The organism is Streptomyces sp. YIM S03343 (assembly GCF_054729195.1).
In genome coordinates this window covers 7,170,039-7,191,969 of the sequence record NZ_JBPUKX010000001.1, presented here as the reverse complement: position 1 = coordinate 7,191,969, position 21,931 = coordinate 7,170,039, and the positions used below count along the sequence as shown (strand labels likewise).

Annotated in this window: 18 protein-coding genes and 1 pseudogene; 5 read left to right on the top strand and 14 right to left on the bottom strand. The window is 70.8% G+C overall.

What is annotated here, in order from left to right; translation table 11 throughout:
* Positions 1 to 97 precede the first annotated feature (97 nt).
* The 5 genes from ACSYGN_RS31755 to ACSYGN_RS31735 form a co-directional block, all read right to left on the bottom strand.
* A complete protein-coding gene (locus ACSYGN_RS31755; RefSeq protein ID WP_460401714.1) occupies positions 98 to 1,201 on the bottom strand; it encodes an amidohydrolase family protein in 1,104 nt (367 codons plus the stop codon).
* A 403-nt stretch (positions 1,202 to 1,604) separates the two neighbouring features.
* Positions 1,605 to 2,663 carry an aminotransferase class V-fold PLP-dependent enzyme gene (locus tag ACSYGN_RS31750; RefSeq protein WP_460401712.1) on the bottom strand — a complete coding sequence of 353 codons (1,059 nt, stop codon included), beginning with the start codon at positions 2,661 to 2,663 and terminating at the stop codon, positions 1,605 to 1,607.
* Between the two features lie 139 nt (positions 2,664 to 2,802).
* Positions 2,803 to 3,531: a DsbA family oxidoreductase gene (locus ACSYGN_RS31745; RefSeq protein ID WP_460401710.1), complete on the bottom strand. Its 729-nt coding sequence runs from the start codon at positions 3,529 to 3,531 to the stop codon at positions 2,803 to 2,805.
* Positions 3,532 to 3,783: 252 nt separating this feature from the next.
* On the bottom strand, positions 3,784 to 4,392 hold the full coding sequence (locus ACSYGN_RS31740; protein WP_460401708.1) for a DUF1349 domain-containing protein: 609 nt from the start codon (positions 4,390 to 4,392) through the stop codon (positions 3,784 to 3,786).
* 56 nt (positions 4,393 to 4,448) lie between these two features.
* Entirely contained in the window at positions 4,449 to 5,978 is a 1,530-nt protein-coding gene (locus ACSYGN_RS31735) for an aldehyde dehydrogenase (NADP(+)) (protein WP_460401706.1), read from the bottom strand.
* Positions 5,979 to 6,188: 210 nt separating this feature from the next.
* On the opposite strand from ACSYGN_RS31735, the gene ACSYGN_RS31730 reads away from it, so the two are divergent.
* A complete protein-coding gene (locus ACSYGN_RS31730) occupies positions 6,189 to 6,962 on the top strand; it encodes an IclR family transcriptional regulator (protein WP_460401704.1) in 774 nt (257 codons plus the stop codon).
* Between the two features lie 112 nt (positions 6,963 to 7,074).
* Positions 7,075 to 8,529, top strand: coding sequence for a penicillin-binding transpeptidase domain-containing protein (locus tag ACSYGN_RS31725; protein WP_460403859.1), 1,455 nt, complete (start codon positions 7,075 to 7,077; stop codon positions 8,527 to 8,529).
* Between the two features lie 109 nt (positions 8,530 to 8,638).
* Here ACSYGN_RS31725 and ACSYGN_RS31720 read toward each other — a convergent pair whose 3' ends face one another.
* Positions 8,639 to 10,090: an NCS2 family permease gene (locus ACSYGN_RS31720; RefSeq protein ID WP_460401702.1), complete on the bottom strand. Its 1,452-nt coding sequence runs from the start codon at positions 10,088 to 10,090 to the stop codon at positions 8,639 to 8,641.
* Positions 10,091 to 10,522: 432 nt separating this feature from the next.
* Here ACSYGN_RS31720 and ACSYGN_RS31715 point away from each other — a divergent pair, with 432 nt between their 5' ends.
* The 3 genes from ACSYGN_RS31715 to ACSYGN_RS31705 all read left to right on the top strand — a co-directional run bounded on the left by ACSYGN_RS31715 (position 10,523) and on the right by ACSYGN_RS31705 (position 12,881).
* Complete coding sequence (locus tag ACSYGN_RS31715) at positions 10,523 to 11,092, top strand: SigE family RNA polymerase sigma factor (protein ID WP_460401700.1); 570 nt, start codon at positions 10,523 to 10,525, stop codon at positions 11,090 to 11,092.
* Positions 11,089 to 11,955 carry a hypothetical protein gene (locus ACSYGN_RS31710; protein ID WP_460401698.1) on the top strand — a complete coding sequence of 289 codons (867 nt, stop codon included), beginning with the start codon at positions 11,089 to 11,091 and terminating at the stop codon, positions 11,953 to 11,955. Before ACSYGN_RS31715 ends, ACSYGN_RS31710 begins: the two co-directional genes overlap by 4 nt.
* A 95-nt stretch (positions 11,956 to 12,050) precedes the next feature.
* On the top strand, positions 12,051 to 12,881 hold the full coding sequence (locus tag ACSYGN_RS31705) for a pectate lyase (protein ID WP_460401696.1): 831 nt from the start codon (positions 12,051 to 12,053) through the stop codon (positions 12,879 to 12,881).
* 143 nt (positions 12,882 to 13,024) lie between these two features.
* On the opposite strand, the gene ACSYGN_RS31700 is transcribed toward ACSYGN_RS31705, so the two are convergent.
* The 8 genes and pseudogenes from ACSYGN_RS31700 to ACSYGN_RS31665 all read right to left on the bottom strand — a co-directional run bounded on the left by ACSYGN_RS31700 (position 13,025) and on the right by ACSYGN_RS31665 (position 21,787).
* Positions 13,025 to 14,179, bottom strand: a complete 1,155-nt coding sequence (locus tag ACSYGN_RS31700) for a right-handed parallel beta-helix repeat-containing protein (protein WP_460401694.1) — start codon at positions 14,177 to 14,179, stop codon at positions 13,025 to 13,027.
* A gap of 110 nt (positions 14,180 to 14,289) precedes the next feature.
* Positions 14,290 to 15,087: an HAD family acid phosphatase gene (locus tag ACSYGN_RS31695; protein WP_460401692.1), complete on the bottom strand. Its 798-nt coding sequence runs from the start codon at positions 15,085 to 15,087 to the stop codon at positions 14,290 to 14,292.
* Positions 15,088 to 15,333: 246 nt separating this feature from the next.
* On the bottom strand, positions 15,334 to 17,085 hold the full coding sequence (araD, locus tag ACSYGN_RS31690; protein ID WP_460401690.1) for an L-arabinonate dehydratase: 1,752 nt from the start codon (positions 17,083 to 17,085) through the stop codon (positions 15,334 to 15,336).
* Entirely contained in the window at positions 17,082 to 17,993 is a 912-nt protein-coding gene (locus ACSYGN_RS31685; protein ID WP_460401688.1) for a dihydrodipicolinate synthase family protein, read from the bottom strand. The genes araD and ACSYGN_RS31685 overlap by 4 nt, the downstream gene beginning before the upstream one ends.
* Positions 17,990 to 18,733 (bottom strand): GntR family transcriptional regulator, encoded by a 744-nt coding sequence (locus tag ACSYGN_RS31680; protein WP_460401686.1) that lies wholly within the window; start codon positions 18,731 to 18,733, stop codon positions 17,990 to 17,992. The genes ACSYGN_RS31685 and ACSYGN_RS31680 overlap by 4 nt, the downstream gene beginning before the upstream one ends.
* Positions 18,734 to 18,932: 199 nt before the next feature.
* On the bottom strand, positions 18,933 to 19,541 hold the full coding sequence (locus ACSYGN_RS31675; protein ID WP_460401684.1) for a TIGR03086 family metal-binding protein: 609 nt from the start codon (positions 19,539 to 19,541) through the stop codon (positions 18,933 to 18,935).
* 143 nt (positions 19,542 to 19,684) lie between these two features.
* Positions 19,685 to 20,849: pseudogene (locus tag ACSYGN_RS31670) on the bottom strand (hypothetical protein).
* Positions 20,846 to 21,787, bottom strand: a complete 942-nt coding sequence (locus ACSYGN_RS31665; RefSeq protein ID WP_460401682.1) for a 5-dehydro-4-deoxyglucarate dehydratase — start codon at positions 21,785 to 21,787, stop codon at positions 20,846 to 20,848. Before ACSYGN_RS31665 ends, ACSYGN_RS31670 begins: the two are co-directional and overlap by 4 nt.
* Between the last annotated feature and the right edge of the window lie 144 nt (positions 21,788 to 21,931).

Here is a 21,931-nt window from a genome sequence, read left to right as displayed (position 1 = left end):
CCCCCTGCACCCCCCTTGCCCACCCTCCCACCCGTCTCGGTTGGTCGAACAGGCACCGCCCGGGCCGGGCGGCTCGGCTCGGCTCGGCTCGGCTCGTTTACATCATCACCGTGCCGCGCAGAATCACCCTTCTCGGCGCCGCCAACACCCTCACGTCCCTCCTCGGATCCTCCCCGTACACCACCAAATCCGCCGGGGCCCCCTCCGTCAGGCCCTCTCTGCCCAGCCACCGCCTCGCGGCCCAAGTCGTCGCAGACAGGGCCGCCACCGGCGGGAGGCCCGCCTTCGTCAGTTCCGCCACCTCGCCCGCCACCAGGCCGTGCGCCAGATGGCCTCCGGCATCCGTGCCGACGTAGACCGGGATACCGGCGTCGTAGGCGTCCCGGACCATGTCGTAGCGACGCTCGTGCAGGCGGCGCATATGGGCGGACCAGCGCGGGAACTTGCTCTCGCCGCCCGCGGCGAGCTGCGGGAAGGTCGCGATGTTGACGAGGGTGGGGACGATGGCGACGCCGCGCTCCGCGAACAACGGGATCAGGTCCTGCGTCAGCCCTGTCGCGTGCTCGATGCAGTCAATGCCCCCCTCCACCAGGTCCCGCAGGGACTCCTCAGCGAAGCAGTGGGCCGTGACACGGGCGCCCAGCCGGTGGGCCTCCGCGATCGCCTCGCCCACCGCCTCGCGCGGCCAGCAGGCGGTGAGGTCACCCGCATCGCGGTCGATCCAGTCACCGACGAGCTTGACCCAGCCGTCGCCGCGGCGGGCCTCCTGGGCGACGTAGGCGGTGAGGTCGGCGGGCTCGATCTCCCAGGCGTAGCCGCGCATGTAGCGGCGGGTGCGGGCGATGTGGCGGCCCGCTCTGATGATCTTCGGCAGATCGTCACGGTCGTCGACCCAGCGCGTGTCGGAGGGCGAACCCGCGTCACGGATCAGCAGGGTGCCCGCCTCGCGGTCCGTCAGCGCCTGCTTCTCCGCCACGTCGTCCGCGACCGGGCCCTCGGGACCGAGGCCCACATGACAGTGCGCGTCGACCAGCCCGGGCAGCGCCCAGCCTTCGACGGTACGGACGTCACGGGCGCCGGCGGGGCGGTCGTAGGTGACCCGGCCGTCGATCACCCACAGCTCGTCGCGGACATCGGAGCCATCGGGCCCGGCCAGCACCCGACCCCTGACATGCAGCACTGCTCCATCGCTCTGCCTCATGAACGGCACCCTAGTAGGGCCTGTCCGGCGGATCAGGTCGGAGAAAACCGACAGCACCCATCGGCCAAGGTGAGCGGGGGCTGGTGCGTGCAACTGCAAGGCGGAGGAGGGAGTCGACGCGATGGGGGTCCCCCCTGTTCGAGCGCAGCCGAGAACTCGGGGGAGTCGGCGACCGACGACAACGCCGCAGATGCGCGCACCAGCCCCCGCGTCTCCGGCATGATCCGCCGGACAGGCCCTCGGCTCCGCGCCGCCTTCGGCGGGGGGGCAGGGGTGCCATGCTCGGCCGATGACCACCGGTGCGGGACAGGCACCGAGACACCGGACCGGGCGGTCCGGCCCTCTCGGACCGCCCGGCGGTCGTACGTCGGCCGTAGCGCGGTGACGGCCGAGCCGCGGTGTCTCAGTCGGCGACGTCGGCGAGGACGTCGAGCAGGCGGTCCACGTCCGCGGCGGTGTTGTAGAGGTGGAAGGTGGCGCGGAGATTGCCCGCGCGGGCGGACACCTCCACGCCCGCCCGGCTCAACTCGCCCTGGCGGCGGCCGAGTCCGGGTACGGAGACGATGGGTGAGCCGGGGGCGGGCAGCGCCTGGTGGCCGAGGGTGGTGAGGCCGGTGCGGTAGCGGTCGGCGAGGGCGAGGTCGTGGGCGCGTACGACGTCGGTGCCGAGTTCTTCGAGGAGTTCGAGGGAGCGGCGCGCCCCGGCGTAGCTGAACAGGGCGGGGCTCTCGTCGAACCGCCGCGCGGAGTGGGCGAGTTCCTCGACGGGGCCGTAGGTGGAGTCCCAGGGGCGCTCGCCCGCGACCCACCCGGCGAACAGCGGGGTGAGGCCGCCGAAGTCCTCGGGGACGACCAGGAAGGCCACGCCGCGCGGGCAGATCAGCCACTTGAAGGCGACGGAGGCGACATAGTCGTGCTCCGCCGCGTCGAAGTCGAGCCACCCTGCCGCCTGCGACATGTCGACGTAGGTGCGCGCCCCGTGCTCGCGCGCCGCCGTGCGGAGCGCGGCGAGGTCGGCGATGCGGCCGTCCGCGGACTGGGCGGCGCTGACCGCGACGAGCGCGGTGCCGGGGCGTACGGACTCGGCGAGCCGTTCCAGCGGTACGGTGCGGACCTTGAGGTCGCCGCGGACATGGAAGGGGTTGACGACGGAGCTGAAGTCGCCCTCTGCGGTGAGGACTTCGGCACCGGCGGGCAGCGAGGCGGCGATCAGCCCGCTGTAGACGGCCACGGAGGCACCGGCCGCCACCCGGGTTGCGGGGATGCGCATCAGCCGGGCGAAGGCGGCACGGGACGCCTCTACGTCGGCGAACATGTCGGTCGGCTGCCCGGCCGCCGCCGCGGTGACGGCGGTGTGCAGCGCGTACACGGTACGGGCGGGCAGCAGTCCGGTGCTGGCGGTGTTCAGGTAGGTGTTCCGCGGGGCGAATTCGGCACGCACAAGCCTGTCGAAGGTCTCCATGCCCTCCACTCTGCGGCCGGACCACGGCACAGTCCATTGCCGATTTGTGCGTGGTTCCCAGAAGAAACGCTTATGGATCGGCCCTGACCTGCGGTTTCCTATGCGGCAGGGCGCCCGCCGCGCGCCTCGGTTCTGCGCCTCAGTTCTGCGGCACCGCGCACCCGTCCGGGCCGCACACCTCCGCGTCGGCCGTGTCGGTGCCGGTGCCGGTGACGGGCTTCAGCGGGGAGTGGGCGTTCCAGGCCTGGGTGAGGGCCTGGGTGAAGAGGTCGGCGGGCTGGGCGCCGGAGACGCCGTAGGCGCGGTCGAGGACGAAGAAGGGGACCCCGGTCGCGCCGAGCTGGGCGGCCTCGCGCTCGTCGGCGCGGACGTCGTCGGCGTAGGCGGACGGGTCGGCGAGCACCGCTCGGGCGGCGTCCGCGTCGAGGCCGGCGGAGACCGCGAGCTCGATCAGGCGCTCGTCGCCGTCGAAGACCGACCGCTCCTCGGCGAAGTTCGCCCGGTAGAGGATCTGGATCAGCTCGTCCTGGCGGCCGTGCGCCTTGGCGAAGTGCAGCAGGCGGTGCATGTCGAAGGTATTGCCGTGGTCGCGGCCCCGGGTGCGGTACTCCAGGCCCTCGGCGGCGGCCTGCCTGCCGAGATTCTCCTCACCGGCCTGGGCCTGCGCCTCGCTCATGCCGTACTTCCGGGTCAGCATCGTGAGCACCGGCTGGATGTCGCCCTTGGCGCGGTCCGGGTCCAGCTCGAAGGAGCGGTGCACCACCTCGACCTGGTCACGGTGCGGGAAGGCCGCCAGCGCCTTCTCGAAGCGGGCCTTGCCCACGTAGCACCACGGGCAGGCGATGTCGCTCCAGATCTCGACGCGCATGTCTCGGCTCACTCCAGCTCTCGTAAGAGCCCCGAACAAAATGGGCGCCCGGCTCGCGACGCCTGGCACGCACGCTCGCCGCGTTACCGGAAGGCCCTAGTAGCTCCGCTACGAGGACCTTCCGGCGCCTTGCGATCGCACGCACCAGACGCCGCGAGCTGATCGGACTCCCATTTTGTTCGGGACTCTAAGGAAGCGGAGACACCCTCCGCCGAGTGGGTGAACGTTCAAGCAGGCGGGTTCATTCCCCGGTCAGCTCCCGTCCCGCAGGTCGCTCGGCCAGCTGGGCCGGTACTCGACGTGGTCGTACGTCACCACGCACCCCTCCCCCAGCGGCGCCTGGGCCATGAAGCCCACCAGGGCCGCTCCCGTCTCCTTCTCCCCGCCCAGCGTGAACAGCCGGACGAAGGTCCAGCGCACCCCGTCCCGGGAGGCGTGGAAGGCGAAGGCGCGCCCGGTTCTGCTCACCCGCAACCACACCGAACTCCCCTCCATGGTGAAGGAATTGGCGTCGTCGGAGTGGCCAAGGGTGACCACCGTGCAGACGGTCGGCACGTCCGGCGAGTACTCCAGGCACAGTTTGGCCCAGGCACGGTCGCCGACATGGACGTAGAGGACCCCGGCGTCGAAGGAGGCGTTGAAGCCGACGGTGACCCGGGCTATCAGCTGGAAGTCGCCCTCGGGCGAGCCCAGCAGGCGCGGTGCGTCGCTGGCGGGTTCCTCGGCCTCGCCGGTGGGCGGCACGAAGCGGTCCTGCCGGGGGCCGGCCCAGCCGGTGAGGACGCCGTCCTCGTAGGACCAGTGGCCGTCGGGGCCGTATGTGCGCAGCGGGAACGGGAGTTCGGGGAGTTCCAGGTCCATGGCCGCAGTCTGTCACCGTTCCGGAGAGCCGGTCACCGCGCCCTCCACCAAGCCGGTCACCGCTCCAGCACCCCGTTGAACCGCCGCGGCAGCCCCAGCGGGTTGTCGTCCCGCAACTCCGCGGGCAGCAGCGCCTCCGGTACCCCCTGGTAGGCGACCGGCCGCAGCCAGCGCTCGATCGCCGTGCCGCCGACCGAGGTGGACGTGGAGGTGGTCGCCGGGTAGGGGCCGCCGTGGTGCTGGGCGGGGGCCACAGCGACACCGGTCGGCCAGCCGTCGACGAGGACGCGGCCCGCGAGCGGGGTCAGTTCGGCGAGGATCTCTGCGCCGCGCCCCTCGCCCGCCGCCTCCTCCGCCGACAGATGGACGGTCGCCGTGAGATTGCCGGGCAGCCGCCCGAGCACGGACCGTGCCTCGGCGTCGTCCTCGTAGCGGGCGACGACGGTGACCGGACCGAAGCACTCCTCCAGCAGCAGGTCGTACGCCCCCTCGGCGGCGAGGCTCGCCGCCGGGACCGTGAGGAAGCCCGCGCTGACCGTGTGCTCGCCGCCCGCGCCCGGTGTGACCGGGGTCTCCACCCCGGACAGCGCGGCGCGCTGGGCGACGCCCGCGAGGAAGTTGTCGCGCATCCGGTGGTCGAGGAGGACCCCGGCCTCGGTGGCGCTGACCGCGTCGGTGAGGGACTTCACCAGCCGGTCGCCAAAGGCTCCGGCGGGCGCGAGCACCAGGCCGGGCTTCACACAGAACTGGCCGACCCCGAGGGTCATGGAGCCCGCGAGACCGGCGCCGATGGCCTCGGCACGCTCGGCGGCGGCGGCCTCGGTGACCAGCACCGGGTTGAGGGAGCCCAGTTCGCCGTGGAAGGGGATCGGTACGGGGCGGGCGGCCGCCGCGTCGAACAGGGCGCGCCCGCCGCGCACCGAGCCGGTGAAGCCCGCGGCGGCGATCAGCGGGTGCCGGACCAGTTCCAGGCCGGCCTCGAAGCCGTGCACCAGACCGAGCACGCCGTCCGGGATGCCGTGCTCGGCGGCGGCCCGGCGCAGCACCTTGGCGACCAGCTCCGACAGGGCCGGATGGTCGGGGTGGGCCTTGACGACCACGGGGTCGCCGGCGGCCAGCGCGCTCGCGGTGTCGCCGCCCGCGACGGAGAAGGCGAAGGGGAAGTTGGAGGCCGAGTAGACGGCGACGACGCCGAGCGGCACCTTGTAGCGGCGCAGGTCCGGGATCGGCGGGGCGGCGGTGTCGTCGGGGTGGTTGATCACGACGTCGAGGAAGGCGCCCTCCTCGACGATGCCAGCGAAGGCACGCAACTGGTAGCAGGTGCGGGCGAGTTCACCGGTCAGCCGGACCGGGCCGAGCGCGGTCTCCGCGTCGGCGGCCTCCACGAGCCGGTCCCCGGCGTCCTCCAGCCGGCTTGCGGCGGTGCGCAGGAAGCCGGCGCGGACGGTGCGGTCGGTGAGGGAGCCGCGCGCGTCGTGGGCGGCGCGCACGACGGTGTCCACTTCCTCCGCGGTGGCCTCGACGGCGACCTGTTCCCGCGGCTTCCCGGTACGCGGATCCACACTCCAGACTGGTGCTGCTGCCACCGCGGGTCCCTCCACTGTGCGCTGCCTGCCTTACCGCCGGATGCGGGCCGGTTCTCCGGGTGGATCCGGGTGGTTCCGGGTGGATCCAGACGGAGCGGATCCGGGTGGATCCACCGGAGTGTTCGATATGCTGAACACCGTCTCTGATGATGAATACGCTGTCGGAGACTATATCTGCAGCTTCTCGTCGAACGAAGGGGTTCACAGGCGATGTCGGCAGGCGAGACGGGCGGCGGGGCGCAGGTCAAGTCGGCGGTGCGGACGGTCGAACTGCTCGAGTACTTCGCCGGCCGGCCCGGAATGCATTCGCTCGCCGCGGTCCAGGAGGCGGTGGGATATCCCAAGTCCAGCCTCTACATGCTGCTGCGCACGCTGGTGGAGCTCGGCTGGGTGGAGACGGACGCGACGGGCACCCGGTACGGCATCGGGGTGCGGGCCCTGCTGGTGGGCACCTCCTACATCGACGGTGACGAGGTGGTCGCGGCGGCCCGGCCGACGCTGGACCGGCTGTCCGACGACACCACGGAGACCATCCATCTGGCGCGGCTGGACGGCACCAACGTGGTCTACCTCGCCACCCGGCAGTCGCAGCACTATCTGCGCCCCTTCACCCGGGTCGGCCGCAGGCTGCCCGCCCACTCGACCTCGCTCGGCAAGGCGCTGCTGGCCACCCACACCGACGAGCAGGTCCGCAAGCTGCTGCCGGAGACCCTGCCCGCGCTCACCGAGCACACCGTCACCGACCGGGAGCGGCTCATCGAGGAACTGCACCAGGTGCGGGAGCAGGGCTTCGCCGTCGACCGGGAGGAGAACACGCTGGGGCTGCGCTGCTTCGGCGTGGCGATCCCGTACCGCACGCCCGCGCGCGACGCGATCAGCTGCTCGGTGCCGGTGGCCCGGCTCACCCCCGCCCATGAGCAGCTCATCAAGGACGCCCTGTTCGACGCCCGCGACCGGCTGACGCTGGCCACCCGGAGGCTGTGAGCCGCGTAAGACGCGCCACCCTTCCATGAACACCGGATGAGAAACCCGGGCGGAAGGGAACGTTCCGATCGGACTGATCGTCCACCAGTGCGGGATGAACAAGACGACCGGCATGAACAAGACGATCAGGCGTGCCTCCGTCTTCGTGCTGCTGCTCGTGCTCGCGCTGCTGGTCAGGGCGACATGGGTGCAGTTCTACGACGGCACGGCCCTCGCCGACGACAAGGACAACCGGCGCACCGCGATCGCGACGTACGCGGCGGCGCTCGGGAACATCATCGTGGCCGGCGAGTCGGTCACCGGCTCGGCACGCACCTCGGGCGGCGACCTGGCGTACAAGCGGACGTACACGCAGGGGAAGCTGTACGCGGCGGTCACGGGCTTCGCCTCGCAGGCTTATCAGCCGACCCAGTTGGAGGGCATCTACAAGGACCTGCTCAACGGCACCGACAACCGCCTCAAGACGATCATGGACACGGTCACCGACAAGAGGGCCGACCCGGGCAATGTGGTGACGACCATCGACCCGGCGGTGCAGAAGGCGGCGTACAAGGCGCTCGGCGGCAACAAGGGCGGGGCCATCGCCATCGACCCGACGACCGGGAAGATCCTGGCGATGGTGTCGACGCCGTCCTACGACCCGTCGGCCCTGACCGACGCCAACACCGCGGGGTCGGCCTGGAAAAAGCTCACCGCCGACAAGGACAAGCCGCTGACCAACCGCGCGCTGCGCCAGCCGCTGCCGCCGGGCTCGACGTTCAAGCTGGTCGTCGCGGCGGCCGCCCTGGAGGACGGGCTGTACGCCAACGTGGACACGCGCACCGACAGCCCCGACCCGTACACCCTGCCCGGCACCACCCGGCCCCTGGCGAACGAGAACACGGCCGCGCCCTGCAAGAACGCGCCGATACGGGTCGCCCTGCGCTACTCCTGCAACAACGTCTTCGGCAAGATGGCCGTCGACCTGGGCCAGGACAAGGTGCGGGCGATGGCGGAGAAGTTCGGGTTCAACGACGACACGCTGGATGTGCCGGTGCGGGCGTACGCCAGCGTGTACCCGAAGGGCATGGACAAGGCGCAGACCGCACTGTCGGGCATCGGCCAGTTCGACGTCACGGCGACCCCGCTCCAGATGGCGATGGTGTCCGCGGTGATGGCGAACGGCGGTGAGCTGGCGATGCCGCACATGGTCTCCCAGATCACCGACAGCGGCGGCGATGTGCTGAAGAACTACGACAACGGCACGAGTGCCGAGCGCATCGTGAGTTCGTCCACGGCGTCCCAGCTGCGGTCGGCGATGGAGACGGTCGTGAAGGACGGCACGGGTACCAACGCGCTGATCGACGGGGTGACCGTGGGCGGCAAGACGGGCACCGCCCAGCACGGCGAGAACAACAGCAAGACGCCGTACGCCTGGTTCACGTCCTACGGCACCTCGGACTCGACCGGCAAGAAGGTAGCCGTGGCCGTGGTGGTCGAGCAGTCGGACGCGGCCCGCTCCGAGGTGAGCGGCAACGGTCTGGCCGCGCCGGTGGCCCGGGCGATGATGAAGGCGGCGCTCAAGTAGCCGCGCGGGGAGGGCGGTCGGGCCGGAAGCCGATGTCCACCGCCGCCCTCCCCGACGCGTCAAGTCATGTCACGTCACGTCACGTCAGTTCACTTTCCTTCACGCGGGCTCACTTCACGCCCAGGATCTGCTCCACCGGGTCGATCGCGAAGTACACCAGGAACAGCGCCGACACGGTCCACAGCAGCCAGTTGACCTCCTTGGCCTTGCCGAGCACCGTCTTGATGACGACGTACGAGACGAATCCCGCACCGATGCCGTCGGTGATCGAGTAGGTGAACGGCATCGCGGCGATGGTGAGGAACGCCGGGACGGCGATCTCGTATCTGTCCCAGTCGATGTGCTTGACGTGCGTCATCATCAGGAAGCCCACCGCGATCAGCGCGGGCGCCGCGGCCTGGAGCGGGACGATGGTCAGCAGCGGGGTCAGGAACAGCGCGAGGCCGAACAGCCCGCCGGTGACGAGGTTGGCGAAGCCGGTGCGGGCGCCCTCGCCGACCCCGGCCGCGGACTCGATGTAGGCGGTGTTGGAGGAGGCCGAGCCGATGCCGCCGGCGACGGCGGCGGCACCGTCGATGAACAGCACCCGGCCGATGCCGGGCACCTGGCCCCGCTCGTCGAGCAGCCCTGCCTCGGCGCTGATGCCGACGATGGTGCCCATGGCGTCGAAGAAGTCCGACAGGATCAGGGTGAACACGAGCAGTGCCGCGGTGAGCACCCCGGCCCTGCCGAAGCCACCGAACAGGCTGAAGTGACCGAGCAGCCCGAAGTCGGGCGCGGCAACGACCTTGTCGGGGACCTTGGGCGTGGTCAAGCCCCAGCTCTTGATGTCGGCGACGGAGTCGATGACGATGGCGACGACCGTCATGGTCACGATGCTGATGAGGATCGCGCCCTTCACCTTGCGGGCGATGAGCGCGATGGTGAGCAGCACACCGAGGCAGAACACCAGCACGGGCCAGCCGGTGAGCCGGCCGACGGTGCCGAGCTGCACCGGCACGGTGGTGCCGGCGACGTCGGGGATGCGGCTGACGAAGCCGGCGTCCACGAAGCCGATGAACGCGATGAACAGGCCGATACCGACGCCGATGGCCTGCTTGAGCTGCTGCGGGATGGCGTTCATGATCGCCTCGCGCAGTCCGGTGACGACGAGGAGACAGATCAGCGCGCCTTCGAGGACGACGAGGCCCATCGCGTCGTCCCAGCTCATCAGCGGGGCGATCTGGAAGGCGACGACGGCGTTGAGACCGAGTCCGGCGGCGATGGCGAGCGGGAGATTGCCGCCGACACCCATGGTGATCGTCATCACACAGGCCACCAGGGCGGTGGCGGTGACGAGTTGGCCGGGGTCGAGGGAGTGCCCGAACTTGTCCTTGGCGCTGCCGAGGATGATCGGGTTGAGCACGAGGATGTAGGCCATGGTGAAGAACGTGGCGAGACCGCCGCGTATCTCACGGCCGAAGCCGGAGCCCCGTTCGGAGATCCTGAAGTACCGGTCGACACCGTTCATCACCGGGGGCGCGACCTTCGACCGCTCGGCCGCCTTCTGCTGCTCGGACATGCTCCACCCTTCTCGCCTGATCACCGGTGTGCGGATGCTGGCTGGATTGTTCCCTCGTGATGGCCGTTTCAGGTTTCCCACGCTTTACGGAACGTGTTATGAAACATCGTTACGGAATCCGTTCGATCCCCCACACGGTGTCCGAACCCCCGTACGACCAGGGGCCGGAGCGCTGCTACGCTCCGGATCCCGGCGGCGGACCTCTCCGGTCCTCCGCATGTCATTCACATGACACACACAGCCATATGACACACAGCCACACAACACGACCACACAACACAGCACATGACACAGCACATGACACAGCAATGACGCACCGCACATGACACACAAGGCCGCCGAAGACGGCGACGCAAGACCTGGCACAGACAAGAGACAGCACGGCCGATGACGGCACCGCCGGACATGACACACCGACAGAAGAGGTCACCCGTGGGCACAGTCGTCGACGACGCCGCCTCGGTGGAGTTCCACGCCTTCTTCGAACAGCACTACGCCGAACTCGCCCGCTTCGCCCACCTCATGACCGGTGAGGCGGACACCGCGGACGATCTGGCCGCGGACGCGTTCCTCGCCCTGTGGAACCGCTGGGACCGGGTGCGCGCGGCCGACCATCCGGTGGCCTATGCGCGCGGCGTGGTCGCCAACCTCGCCCGCACCCGCATCCGCAGCGCGGTGCGCGAGCGCCGCAGGATCGCGCTGTTCTGGTCGCACCGCGAGGAGAAGACCGAGAATCCCGACGTTGCGGGCGTGGTGGACGTGCAGGAGGCACTGCGCCGACTGCCGTTCCGCAAACGGGCGTGCGTGGTGCTGCGGCACGCGTTCGACCTGTCGGAGAAGGACACCGCTCTCGCCCTGGGCGTCTCGGTGGGTACCGTGAAGAGCCAGACGTCCAAGGGCATGGCCGAGCTCCAGCGGCTGCTCGGTGCCCGGGGCATGCCGCTCAAGGTCCATGCGACGATGGCGGCGCGTGGTGGCGACAGTGAAGGAAAGAACCGATGACGCAGCAGGACGTGCATGACGAACTGCGCGCCCGGCTGCACGAGGCGGCCGGGTCGTACGAACCCGACCGCGCGCGCATCCTGGCGCGGATCGAACGCGGCATGGCCGCGCCGCAGCAGGCCCGCAACGACCACCGGGCGACCCGCCCCCGCCTGCTGGGCTGGGTACGGGTGGCCAGTGCGACGGCGGCGGTGGCCGGCGTCCTCGCGGTCGGCGGCTACGCGGTGGCCTCGGCGGTGAAGAGCGACTCGTCCCCGCAGCGCCAGGTCGCGGTCTCCCCCACCCCCACCGGCCCCTCACCCGACGCGACGATGCGCCCGCCGGTCCACTCGGCGGCCCCCCAGCCGAGCACTCCGCGGCACAGCGGCAAGCCCAGCACATCGGCCTCGGCGACCCCCAAGTCGGCGGCCTCCTCAACGCCGGACAGCGCCAAGGTGACCGCGAAGGGCGAGGCGGACGGCCCCCTGTGGTCGGACGGCTCGGTGGACCCGCACAGCAACGAGTTCTGGGCGCAGAGCAATGTGACGCTCAAGACGTCGGAGAAACTCACCGCGCTGACCGTGCAGTTGAAGATCGCCCAGACCGGCGGGGTGTCCTCGACGGGCGCCTGGCGGTCGCTTCCGGAGGCGGACTTCACCCAGACGGTGAGCGAGCAGGACGGCTTCCTCGTCTACACCTGGGTGCTCAAGGAGGGCCGTACGGCCGCCGCGGGCGAGTGGGTGTTCGCGGGGCAGTACGACCATGAGCGCGGCGGACGGGACGCCAAGGACGACCGGTACACGATCACCGGCACGGCGGGCGGCGAACAGTACGCGGTGACCGGGGACTTCGCGTCCCACACCAGCGGTTCCGGGGACTCGTAGCCGCTGGAAAAAAAATTCTCGGGAACACGGCAACCCTTTCCCGGCGGGCGGCGACCAGGAAGCACAAGGTTCCGCTATCACGCAAGGAATTGGGCATGACTGCACCAGCTGAACAGCGCGTAAGTCACCGCCGCCGGGTCACCAAGCGGCGGGCGCTGATCGCCGGGTCCGCCGCCCTCGGCATCACCGGCGCCGCGATCATCACCTCGACCATGATGTCGTCCGCCGGCGCGGCGACGGCCTGGCCGACCGCCACCGACAGCAAGCCTGTCACCAAGACGATCCCGGTGTCCGGCACCTACGACGGCAAGCTGGTCAAGTTCTACGGCTCCGGCGCCCTCGGCACCTCCAGCCAGAACGAGAACCAGGGCCCGATCTTCGAACTGGCCGACGGCGCCACGCTGAAGAACGTCATCATCGGCACCCCCGCCGCCGACGGCGTGCACTGCCTGGGCAGCTGCACGCTCCAGAACGTGTGGTGGCTGGACGTCGGCGAGGACGCCGCCAGCTTCAAGGGCAAGTCCGCCTCCGCCGTCTACACGGTCTACGGCGGCGGCGCGAAGAACGCCTCCGACAAGGTCCTCCAGTTCAACGGCGCGGGGAAGCTCGTCGTGTCGAAGTTCCAGGTGGAGAACTTCGGCAAGCTCGTCCGCTCCTGCGGCAACTGCAAGACGCAGTACAAGCGCACGATCGTCATCAACGACGTGGACATCACCTCGCCGGGCAAGGCGATCGTGGGCGTGAACTCCAACTACGGGGACACGGCGTCGCTGCGCAAGGTCCGCATCCACGGCGACACCAAGAAGAAGATCAAGACCTGTGTGCGATACAAGGGCAACAACACCGGCAAGGAGCCGTCGGAGCTGGGCACCGGCGCCGACGGCACGTCCTGCCTGTTCTCCTCGTCGGACATCTCCTACGAGTAGGGGCGAGCTGAACTGACACAAGGCCCCCCGCCGGCTGCACCCGGCGGGGGCCTTCTGCGGTTCCTGCAAGGTCGGTTCGCAGGCCGGTCCACGGGCCGCCCCATGGACCGGCCGATGAGCCGGTCCACGGGGCGGCCCGTCGGTCAGTCCATGGTGGCGCCGATGGTCGTCGAGCCCGTCGTCAGGAACGTGGTGGTGGGCAGCGAGCCGTCCGAGGCGCGGGAGCCGTACGCGGTCGTCGCGTCCGTCGACTTGAAGGACGGGGTGGACACGCCGCTGTCCCAGTTGTTGGCCGCGGACACGGTGTTCGAACTCAGCTTGACCAGGCCGCCCTTGTTGCCCACCGCGAGATTGCGGGCGAGCCGTGCCTTGCCGGTCTGGAAATAGAAGCCGGTCTGGGTGTTGGCGTACGCGGTGTTGCGGTTCAGCACGATGGCGCCGGTGTTGGAGTTCTCGGTGAAGCCGTTGAGGGTGTTGTCCCACGCGGCGTTGTCGTTGACGACATGCGCGACGGCGACACCTCCGCCACCGAGCTTGAACCCGTTGCCGTTGCCCTCGAACGCCGAATCGTTCCAGCGGTTCTTGCCGTTGCCGAAGGCCCAGGAGTGCTCGATGGTGACCGGCGAGGAGAACTGCCAGAGGTCGAGCCCGTCATCCGAATTGTTGTAGAGACGGGCCCCGGTGACCTTGTTGCCGGTGCCGGAGCCGAACTTGATGGCAATGCCGTCGGCGTTCTGGCCGTGCCCGGAGGCGTCGTAGTTGCCGTAACTGTCCAGGTTCTGGACGAGGTTGTCCACCGTCTTGTCGCCGCGCAGGGTGAACCCGGAGTCGCCGTTGTTCGCGGTGACGAGGTTCTTGAAGACGCCGCCGGTGGACGAGGTGACGACGAAGCCCTGCGCCGGGGAGTTCTGGAAGGTGAGGTTCTGGACGGTCCAGTAGCTGCCGTAGATCCCGGTGAGCCATGACCCGGAGGACAGCTTCGAGCCGTCGATCTTCACCTTCTCCGTGCCGTACGCCTTGAGTGTGATCCGGCTGGAACTGGTGCCGCTGGCGGTCGACTTGAGGGTGGTCGTCGGGTAGTAGGTGCCGCCGCGGACCTGGATGACGGTGCCGGCCGAGGCGTTCGTCACCGCCGACTGGAGCTGGGCGGTGGTGGACACGGTGACGGTGGTCGAGGCGGCCTGCGCACCGCCGTTCGACAGGCCGAGGTACACCCCGCCGCCTCCGGCGGCCACGGCGACCGCCGCCGCGATGGAGAGGGTGCGCGTCCTGCGGTGGCGTCCGGTGCTCTGGGGCACGGTCGTTCCTTTCCTGGGGGATGGGGGGCGCTTTCCAGTCGCCGCCATGCCCCAGGAGGTTGCCGCGCCCCGGGCGACGGACGGGGAACACCCGCCCGCCGCCCGCCGCATCAGCTGACGAAGTACGTCGGGTTCGGCAGCTTGTACGTGCGGTCGGCGTAGCCGCCGTCCAGGTCGGAGTACTGGTCGCCGAAGTTGGCGACGATGTCGTACCCGAGGTCCTCCTCGATGTGCTTGCGGGTGCCGGACTTGTACTGCACCGTCGTGCAGGTCCAGGTGCCGGGCGTGGCGCAGGAGCTGAGGTAGGACGGCGGGGCGGCCTTGTCCTTGAGGAACATGTGCGCGGCGTCGAGGTTGACGTCGGCACCGATCTTCTTCAGGTTCTCGACCGCGGCGGAGCGCTGCGCCTCGCTCAGACCCGAGTTGTAGAACACCTCGACGCCCTTGGCCTCGGCGTAGTTCACCAGCTCCGGGCTGCCGAACACGGCCGGGCGGTCTGCCTTGTTGACGTAGTCGGCCCAGGTGGTCGAGTTGTACGTGTAGTTGTAGCGGCGCTCGTAGTCGAGGCTGAGCAGCAGCGTGTCGTCGATGTCGAAGACGACGGCGGCCTTCTTGCCGCGGTGGTGGGCCTTGCGGGCCGCCTGGTCGATGTACTTCTTCGCCGAGGCGTCTATGCGCGCCAGGTCCTTGGCGTACGCGCTGTCCGTGGACGCCTGGTAGACGCCGTTCGCGTCGAGGGTGGTGCCGTAGTAAGTGTCGATGTCCTTCACCAGCTGGCCGATGTTGTACGGCTCGTGCGTGGAGTTGGCGGTCGACTGGTGGGCGGTGGCGGCGCCCGCGCCGTAGAGGGCGCCTCCGGCGACGGTGCAGGCCGCGACGACGGCGACGGCTCTGAGGGACTTCCGCATGAAAGCTCCGATTGTGATCGGTGGGTGTTGCACCAGGTCACGGACTGTCTACGCGCATCACACGCATTCCGCGAGGCCCTTTACCCGATCGATACCGGATTCTGTGCCGGATCCAGCGGATTCGGCGGAATTCCCCCCGCTGTTCACCGGATGGACCGTCAGTTCATGGTGGCGCCGATGGTGGTGGAGCCGGTGGTCAGGAAGGTGGTCGCGGGCAGCGAGCCGTCCGACTGAGCCGGGGGTGGATCAGCCCGCGTAGGGGTCCTGCGACGTGCCGGGGCGGGAAAGGAACTCGAAGTCGCAGCCCGTGTCCGCCTGGGAGATCTGGTCGAGGTAGAGCGCGCCGTAGCCGCGCCGGTAGGGGGCGGGCGGCGGTGTCCACTGCGCCCGGCGGCGCGCCAGTTCCTCGTCCGGCACCTCCAGCCGGAGGACGCGCGCGTCGACGTCGAGGGTGACGAGATCGCCGGTGCGCACCAGCGCGAGCGGCCCTCCGACGTACGACTCGGGCGCCACGTGCAGCACACAGGCGCCGTAACTGGTGCCGCTCATCCGGGCGTCGGAGATCCGCACCATGTCCCGCACGCCCTGCTTGAGCAGATGGCCGGGGATCGGCAGCATGCCGTACTCGGGCATCCCGGGGCCGCCCTTGGGGCCCGCGTTGCGCAGCACGAGGACGCTGTCGGCGGTGATGCCGAGGGTGGGGTCGTCGATGGTCCGCTGCATGGTGCGGTAGTCGTCGAAGACGACCGCGGGGCCGGTGTGGCGCAGCAGATGGGGCTCGGCGGCGATGTGCTTGATGACGGCGCCGTCCGGGCAGAGGTTGCCGCGCAGCACGGCGACCCCGCCCTCGGCGGCGACCGGGTTGTCGCGGGGGCGGATGACGTCGTCGTCGTGCACGCGCGCGCCCGCGAGCTGCTCGCGCAGGGTGTCGTACGACACGGTGGGCCGGTCCAGATGGAGCAGGTCCGGGACCCGGGAGAGGAAGCCGGGCAGACCGCCGGCGAAGTGGAAGTCCTCCATCAGGTATCTGCTGCCGCCCGGACGGACGTCGGCGAGGACAGGGACCGTGCGCGCGATGCGGTCGAAGTCGTCCAGGGTGAGGCGCACGCCCGCGCGGCCCGCCATGGCGATCAGATGGATGACGGCGTTGGTGGAGCCGCCGAGGCCGAGGACGGTGGTCACGGCGTCCTCGAAGGCCTCGCGGGTGAGGATCGTAGTGAGGCTGCGCCCCTTGTGGACCTGTTCAACGATCCTCATGCCCGACGACGCGGCCATCCTGTCGTGTCCCGAGTCCACCGCCGGAATGCTCGACGCGCCCGGCACGGTCACACCCAGCACCTCGGCCACCGCCGTCAGCGTGGAGGCGGTGCCCATGGTCATGCAGTGGCCCGGGGAGCGCGCCAGGCCGCTCTCCAGCTCGGCCATCTCGCAGTCGCCGATCAGCCCGGCGCGCTTGTCGTCCCAGTACTTCCACATGTCGGTGCCCGAGCCCAGCACCTCGCTGCGCCAGCGGCCCGGCAGCATCGGCCCCGCGGGCACGAACACGGCCGGCAGGTCGACCGAGGCGGCGCCCATCAGCAGCGCCGGCGTGGACTTGTCGCAGCCGCCCATCAGGACGACGCCGTCGACCGGATAGGACCGCAGCAGTTCCTCGGTCTCCATGGCGAGGAGGTTGCGGTAGAGCATGGGGGTGGGCTTCTGGAAGGTCTCGCTGAGCGTGGCGACGGGGAACTCCAGCGGGAAGCCGCCCGCCTGCCACACACCCCGCTTGACGGCCTGGGCACGTTCTCTTAGGTGCACATGACAGGGATTGATGTCGGACCAGGTGTTCAGGATCGCGATGACCGGCTTGCCCAGGTGCTCCTCGGGCAGATAGCCGAGCTGGCGGGTGCGCGCGCGATGGCTGAAGGACCGCAGCCCGTCCGTGCCGTACCACTGATGGCTGCGCAGCTCCTCGGGGCGCTTGTGATGGCTGCCCTGCTCCTCGGGCCGCTTCACAGCGACCACCCCGCGGCGATCGCGGCGACCTCCGCGCGCACCGGCCCTGACAGCTCGCTGCTCGGCGGGCGTACGTCTCTGCGGCACAGGCCGAGCGAGGCGAGGGCCTCCTTGACGACCGTGACGTTGTCGGCGGAGCCGTTCGCCGCGCGCAGCTCCTCGAAGCGGCGGATCTGCTCCCAGACCTTCATGGCGGCCGGATAGTCGCCGGACCGAAGCGCTTCGATCATGTTCAGCGAGACGGCCGGGGCGACATTCACCAGCCCCGAGGTGAAGCCGGTGGCACCCGCCGAGAAGTACGAGGGGGCGTAGGGCTCGGCGAGCCCGGCCACCCAGACGAATCGCTCCAGCCCCGCGTCCCGGGCGAACCCGGCGAAGCGCGCGGCGTCCGGGACCGCGTACTTGACGCCGATCACGTTCGGGCAGGCGTCGGCGAGTTCGGCGAGCCGGGCGCCGGGCAGCCGGTCGGTGCGGATGTACGGGACGACGCCCAGTTCGGGGACGGCCTCGGCGACGGCACGGTGGTAGTCGACCCAGCCCTGCCGGGAGACATAGGGGTGGACGGGCTGGTGGACCATGACCATGCCGATCCCGAGGTCACGGGCGTGCCGCGCGGAGGCCACGGCGGTGGACACGTCGTGGCCGACCCCGGCGAGGAGCACGGCCCGGTCACCGACCTCGTCGGCGGTCGCCTCGGTCACCAGGCGCCGCTCCTCGGGCGTGAGGGTGTAGAACTCGCCGGTGTTGCCGTTGGGCGTGAGGGTGGTGATCCCGCCGTCCACCAGACGGCGCAGCAGCAGCCGGTGCGCCGCCTGGTCGACGGTGCCGTCGGCGGCGAACGGGGTCACCGGGATCGCCACCACACCGGCCAGGGCCGCCCGGAGGGTCTCCATCGCCACGCTGCTCATTCCCGTCCCCGTCCTTCCGGTGTCTGGGTCCCTGACGGTGTGCGGTTCGCCGGCAGTGCGCGGTTCGCCGATGGTGTGCCGGCCCCCGGCGGCACACCGTCCTCCCCCGCCTGGGGGAAGGCCCGCCGTACGAACGACGCGATGTGCGCGTGCAGCGCGCCCGCCGCGCCCTCCGCGTCGCCGTCCAGGGCGAGCCGCAGGATCTCCCGGTGCTCGTCGGCCTCCTGCTCCCAGGAGGGGTCGGCGGCCCAGGCGACGGCGGAGACCAGGGCGGCCTGGTCGCGGACCTCGTCGAGCATCCGGCCCAGCAGCGGGTTGCCGCAGGGCAGATAGAGCGCCCGGTGGAACTCCCGGTTCGCCAGGGAGCGTTCGGCGGTGTCGGCGGCCCGGTCGGCGCGGGTGAGCGCGCCCTCGGCGGCGTCCAGGGAGGCGCCCCGCCGCACGGTCCGGCGCAGCGCCTCGGGTTCCAGTAGCAGCCGTACGTCGTAGACCTCGCGCGCCATGTCCGCGTCCACCATGCGCACCGTGACGCCCTTGTACTGGCTCATCACGACGAGACCGGTCCCGGCCAGGGTCTTGAGCGCCTCGCGCACCGGGGTCTTCGACACCCCGAACTGCGCGGCCAGCTCGGTCTCGACGAGCGCCTGACCGGGCGTCAGCTGCCCGGTGAGGATGCGGTGTTTGATCGCGTCCAGCACGAACTGCGTACGGGACGGGATCGGCATGGGCACAGAGGTCATGCGCGCCTCTCGGATCTTGCGGCGGGGATCTCAGGTGGTGCGGTGTGTCGCGTCCTGGCTTCTCGTGTACGGCGGGTCTCGTGTGTGGCGGGTCTCGTGTATCGCGTCTCATATATGACGTACGAAGTACGACGTATGAGCGATGAAGGTAGAAGCGGCTCCGCGTCCCGTCAATGCTTCTGACACAAGGAGGCCGGATTCACGGCCGCCAGCCGGGGTCCCGCCCGCTCAGGCCGACCGCCCGGTCCAGCAGCGGCGCGTCGGACGGGACGGGCACGACCGGGCCGAAAATACTGCCGCGGGTGGGCTCGTCGACCGCCGCGAGCAGGAAGCCGTACGACACCTCCAGGACGGCCGGATCGGGCTCGTAGGCCTGGCCGGTGGCACGGGCCAGGTCCCAGCCGTGGATCACCAGCTCGTCGGCCGCCACCGCGGCGGCGACCGCGCCCGGCAGGTCGATCCCTCCCGCGCGGGTCATACCGGTCCAGGCGGCCGGGTCGCGCCAGGCCTCGGCGAGTTCGTCTAGCACCTTGGGCAGCTCCGTCCGCCAGCCGGGGCCGATCTCCGAGGCGGTGGCGTCGGGGGCGCTGTCGGTCAGGGCGCCGAGATCCTTGCGTGCGGCGTCACGGAAGGCGGCGGAGAGCCCCTTGAGATGGCCGAGCATGTTGTGCACGGCGCAGCCGGGACACGGGGTGGTGCCCGTCAGCCGCTCGTCATCGACGGCAGCGGCGAGACGGGCGATGACGGCGGCCTGCGGGCCGAGGTCGAAGGCGGGGGTGGGGTCGGTGGTGGTGGTCGTGTCGGACATGCGTGGCTCCTCCGTCGGGTCCGTCGGGCTCCAGCGGTACCGAGGGTGGACTCCGCGGGCGCCGCGAAATCATCGGCGACCGGCTCCTGCCGCCCAGCCGACGCGACTCGCACCGCCCCGGCCCTCCGACCCAGCGGCACCCCTCAGCAGCCCCGCAGCCCCTCCCGCACCGCCTCCAGGTCCCCGTCCGACGCCAGCCCTGCGTGATAGAGGCGCAGTTCCGTCGCGCCCAGCGCGCGTGCGCGTGCCGCGTCCGCCGCCAGGGTGCCGGGGCGGCCGCCCATGCCGGAGACGACGGTGAGGTTGGCAGCCAGGACGGTGTCCTCACGCGCGTGCCCGGCGAACGGCGTCAGCAGGCCGGCCCCGCCGGCGCAGGGCACCACCACGCCGTCCGCGACGGACAGGATGTGCCCGGGGTCCACGCCCGCGTCGGCGCCGCAGTGCCAGGACTCCGGGTCGGCGTGCAGCAGGATCCGGAAGCCGTCGGGGGCTGCCGCACGGACCGCCCGTACGGCGGCCTCCTGGAGGGTGCGGGCGGTGTCGTCGCGCCAAGCGCGCGTGGCCGTCGCCCGTGCCTCGCCGAGCAGCTTGCCGACCCCCGGCCCAGCCGCCGTCGGAGGGCGCGCCGCACCACACCGGCTCCAGGGCGTCGCGTACGGCGGCGGCCAGTGCGTCGGGGTCCAGGCCCTGGTCGTCGTAGCCCGTACGGCAGGCGGCACAGAAGCAGAGCGACATCAGGTACTGCCCGGCGTCGCCGAGTCCGACCCCGGCGGTCTTGTCGCGGGCGTGCAGATGGGCCAGGCCGTACCAGCCGAGGGACTCCAGTTCGGTGCCGCGCGCTCCGGGGCGTACGGCGGCCTCGGCGGCCAGGTCGACGAGGTACGCGCGCGTGGCGGGCTGCGCGGTGCAGGGCGCCCACGGATAGCGGTCGCCGTAGGCGTTGACGACGGAGGTGTCCGGGTGCTCGGCGCCCAGGCGGGAGTTGTGGGCGACGACGACCCAGCTGTGTACGTCGAGACCGGCGTCCGCCAGGGCCGCGGCGGCCTCGCCGTAGGCGTCGCCGGGTGCCCAGTCCCCCGCCGGGTACGGGCGTAATGCGCGGTCGGCCCAGTGGGCGCCCGGCGGGTAGAGGACGGCGGCGTGCTCGGCGGTGACGACTCGCCGGTGGGGGTGGCGGGGGGTCAGCGCGCGTGTGGAGTGGTAGGCGGCGGCGAGCGTCACCTGCGACACGCCGAGCGCTGCGGTCCGTGCGGGGGCGTGCGGGTCGCCGACGACGTCCCAGGGGTAGAGGAACGCGGACGCCTTCACGCGGTCTCCGCCAGCAGGGCGTAGCCGCGTTCGATCAGCAGGGCGAGCTGTTTGACGTGTTCCTCGGACGGCTCGTGCAGCGGGGGCCGCACCTCGCCGACGTCCAGGCCGCGCAGCCGTACGCCCGCCTTGACGAGGGACACGGCGTACCCGCGGCCCTGGGAGCGCAGTTCGACGAACGGCCGGTAGAAGCCGTCGAGCAGACGGTGCGTGGTGGCGAGGTCGTCGCCCTGCAGAGCCCGGTGGAAGGCGAGGGCGATCTCGGGGGCGAAGCAGAACACGGCGGACGAGTAGAGGGTGACGCCGATGCCGCGATAGGCGAGCTGGGTCTGCTCGGCGGTGGGAAGGCCGTTGAAGTAGAGGAAGTCACCGGGGGCCTCGGTGCGGACGGCGCTGACGATGCGCTGCATGAGGTCGAGGTCGCCCAGGCCGTCCTTGAATCCGATGATCCCGTCGGTGCGGGCGAGTTCGACCACGGTCTGCGGGGTGAGCACGGCGTTGTCGCGCTGGTAGACGATCAGCGGCAGGGCGGTCGAGGCAGCGAGTTCGCGGTAGTGCCGCAGCAGTCCCTGCTGGCCCGGGATCACCAGGTACGGCGGCATCGCCAGCAGCCCGTCGGCGCCGGCCTCCTCGGCGAGCGCGGCGTAGCGGACGGCGAGGGCGGTGCCGTAGCCGGTGCCCGTGAGGACGGGGACGCGCCCCTCGGTGGCCTCGACGGCCGTGCGGACGCAGTCCTGGAACTCCTCCGGGGTGAGCGCGTGGAACTCGCCAGTGCCGCAGCAGGCGAACACGGCGGCGGCCCCGGCCTCCACCCCGCGGCGGACATGGGCGCGGCAGGCGTCGAGGTCCAGGGCGCCACCGGGGCCGTAGGCGGTGACAGGGAAGAACAGCGGGCCACTGGGGACACGGAGTCGGGCGGCGAGCGGGGCTGACGTCACGGGCTCTCCCTGTCGTGCACGCTTGTGATCGACGTCCATGGTTCTGAACAGACTCACGCTAAATGCCGCCATTGGGGCCGGTCAAGGAGGCAAACCGCGGCACAGGAGCGGTTTCCACCGTCCCCTTCACCGGTGTGGCGGCAC

What these genes read in the sequence shown, in the direction of transcription:
- ACSYGN_RS31680 (WP_460401686.1), bottom strand. Translation starts at nt 18,733, where the DNA reads ATGACCTCTGTGCCCATGCCGATCCCGTCCCGTACGCAGTTCGTGCTG.
- ACSYGN_RS31750 (WP_460401712.1), bottom strand. Translation starts at nt 2,663, where the DNA reads ATGGAGACCTTCGACAGGCTTGTGCGTGCCGAATTCGCCCCGCGGAAC.
- ACSYGN_RS31720 (WP_460401702.1), bottom strand. Translation starts at nt 10,090, where the DNA reads ATGTCCGAGCAGCAGAAGGCGGCCGAGCGGTCGAAGGTCGCGCCCCCG.
- ACSYGN_RS31685 (WP_460401688.1), bottom strand. Translation starts at nt 17,993, where the DNA reads ATGAGCAGCGTGGCGATGGAGACCCTCCGGGCGGCCCTGGCCGGTGTG.
- ACSYGN_RS31730 (WP_460401704.1), top strand. Translation starts at nt 6,189, where the DNA reads ATGTCGGCAGGCGAGACGGGCGGCGGGGCGCAGGTCAAGTCGGCGGTG.
- ACSYGN_RS31710 (WP_460401698.1), top strand. Translation starts at nt 11,089, where the DNA reads ATGACGCAGCAGGACGTGCATGACGAACTGCGCGCCCGGCTGCACGAG.
- ACSYGN_RS31675 (WP_460401684.1), bottom strand. Translation starts at nt 19,541, where the DNA reads ATGTCCGACACGACCACCACCACCGACCCCACCCCCGCCTTCGACCTC.
- ACSYGN_RS31695 (WP_460401692.1), bottom strand. Translation starts at nt 15,087, where the DNA reads ATGCGGAAGTCCCTCAGAGCCGTCGCCGTCGTCGCGGCCTGCACCGTC.
- ACSYGN_RS31705 (WP_460401696.1), top strand. Translation starts at nt 12,051, where the DNA reads ATGACTGCACCAGCTGAACAGCGCGTAAGTCACCGCCGCCGGGTCACC.
- ACSYGN_RS31740 (WP_460401708.1), bottom strand. Translation starts at nt 4,392, where the DNA reads ATGGACCTGGAACTCCCCGAACTCCCGTTCCCGCTGCGCACATACGGC.
- ACSYGN_RS31725 (WP_460403859.1), top strand. Translation starts at nt 7,075, where the DNA reads ATGAACAAGACGATCAGGCGTGCCTCCGTCTTCGTGCTGCTGCTCGTG.
- ACSYGN_RS31755 (WP_460401714.1), bottom strand. Translation starts at nt 1,201, where the DNA reads ATGAGGCAGAGCGATGGAGCAGTGCTGCATGTCAGGGGTCGGGTGCTG.
- ACSYGN_RS31745 (WP_460401710.1), bottom strand. Translation starts at nt 3,531, where the DNA reads ATGCGCGTCGAGATCTGGAGCGACATCGCCTGCCCGTGGTGCTACGTG.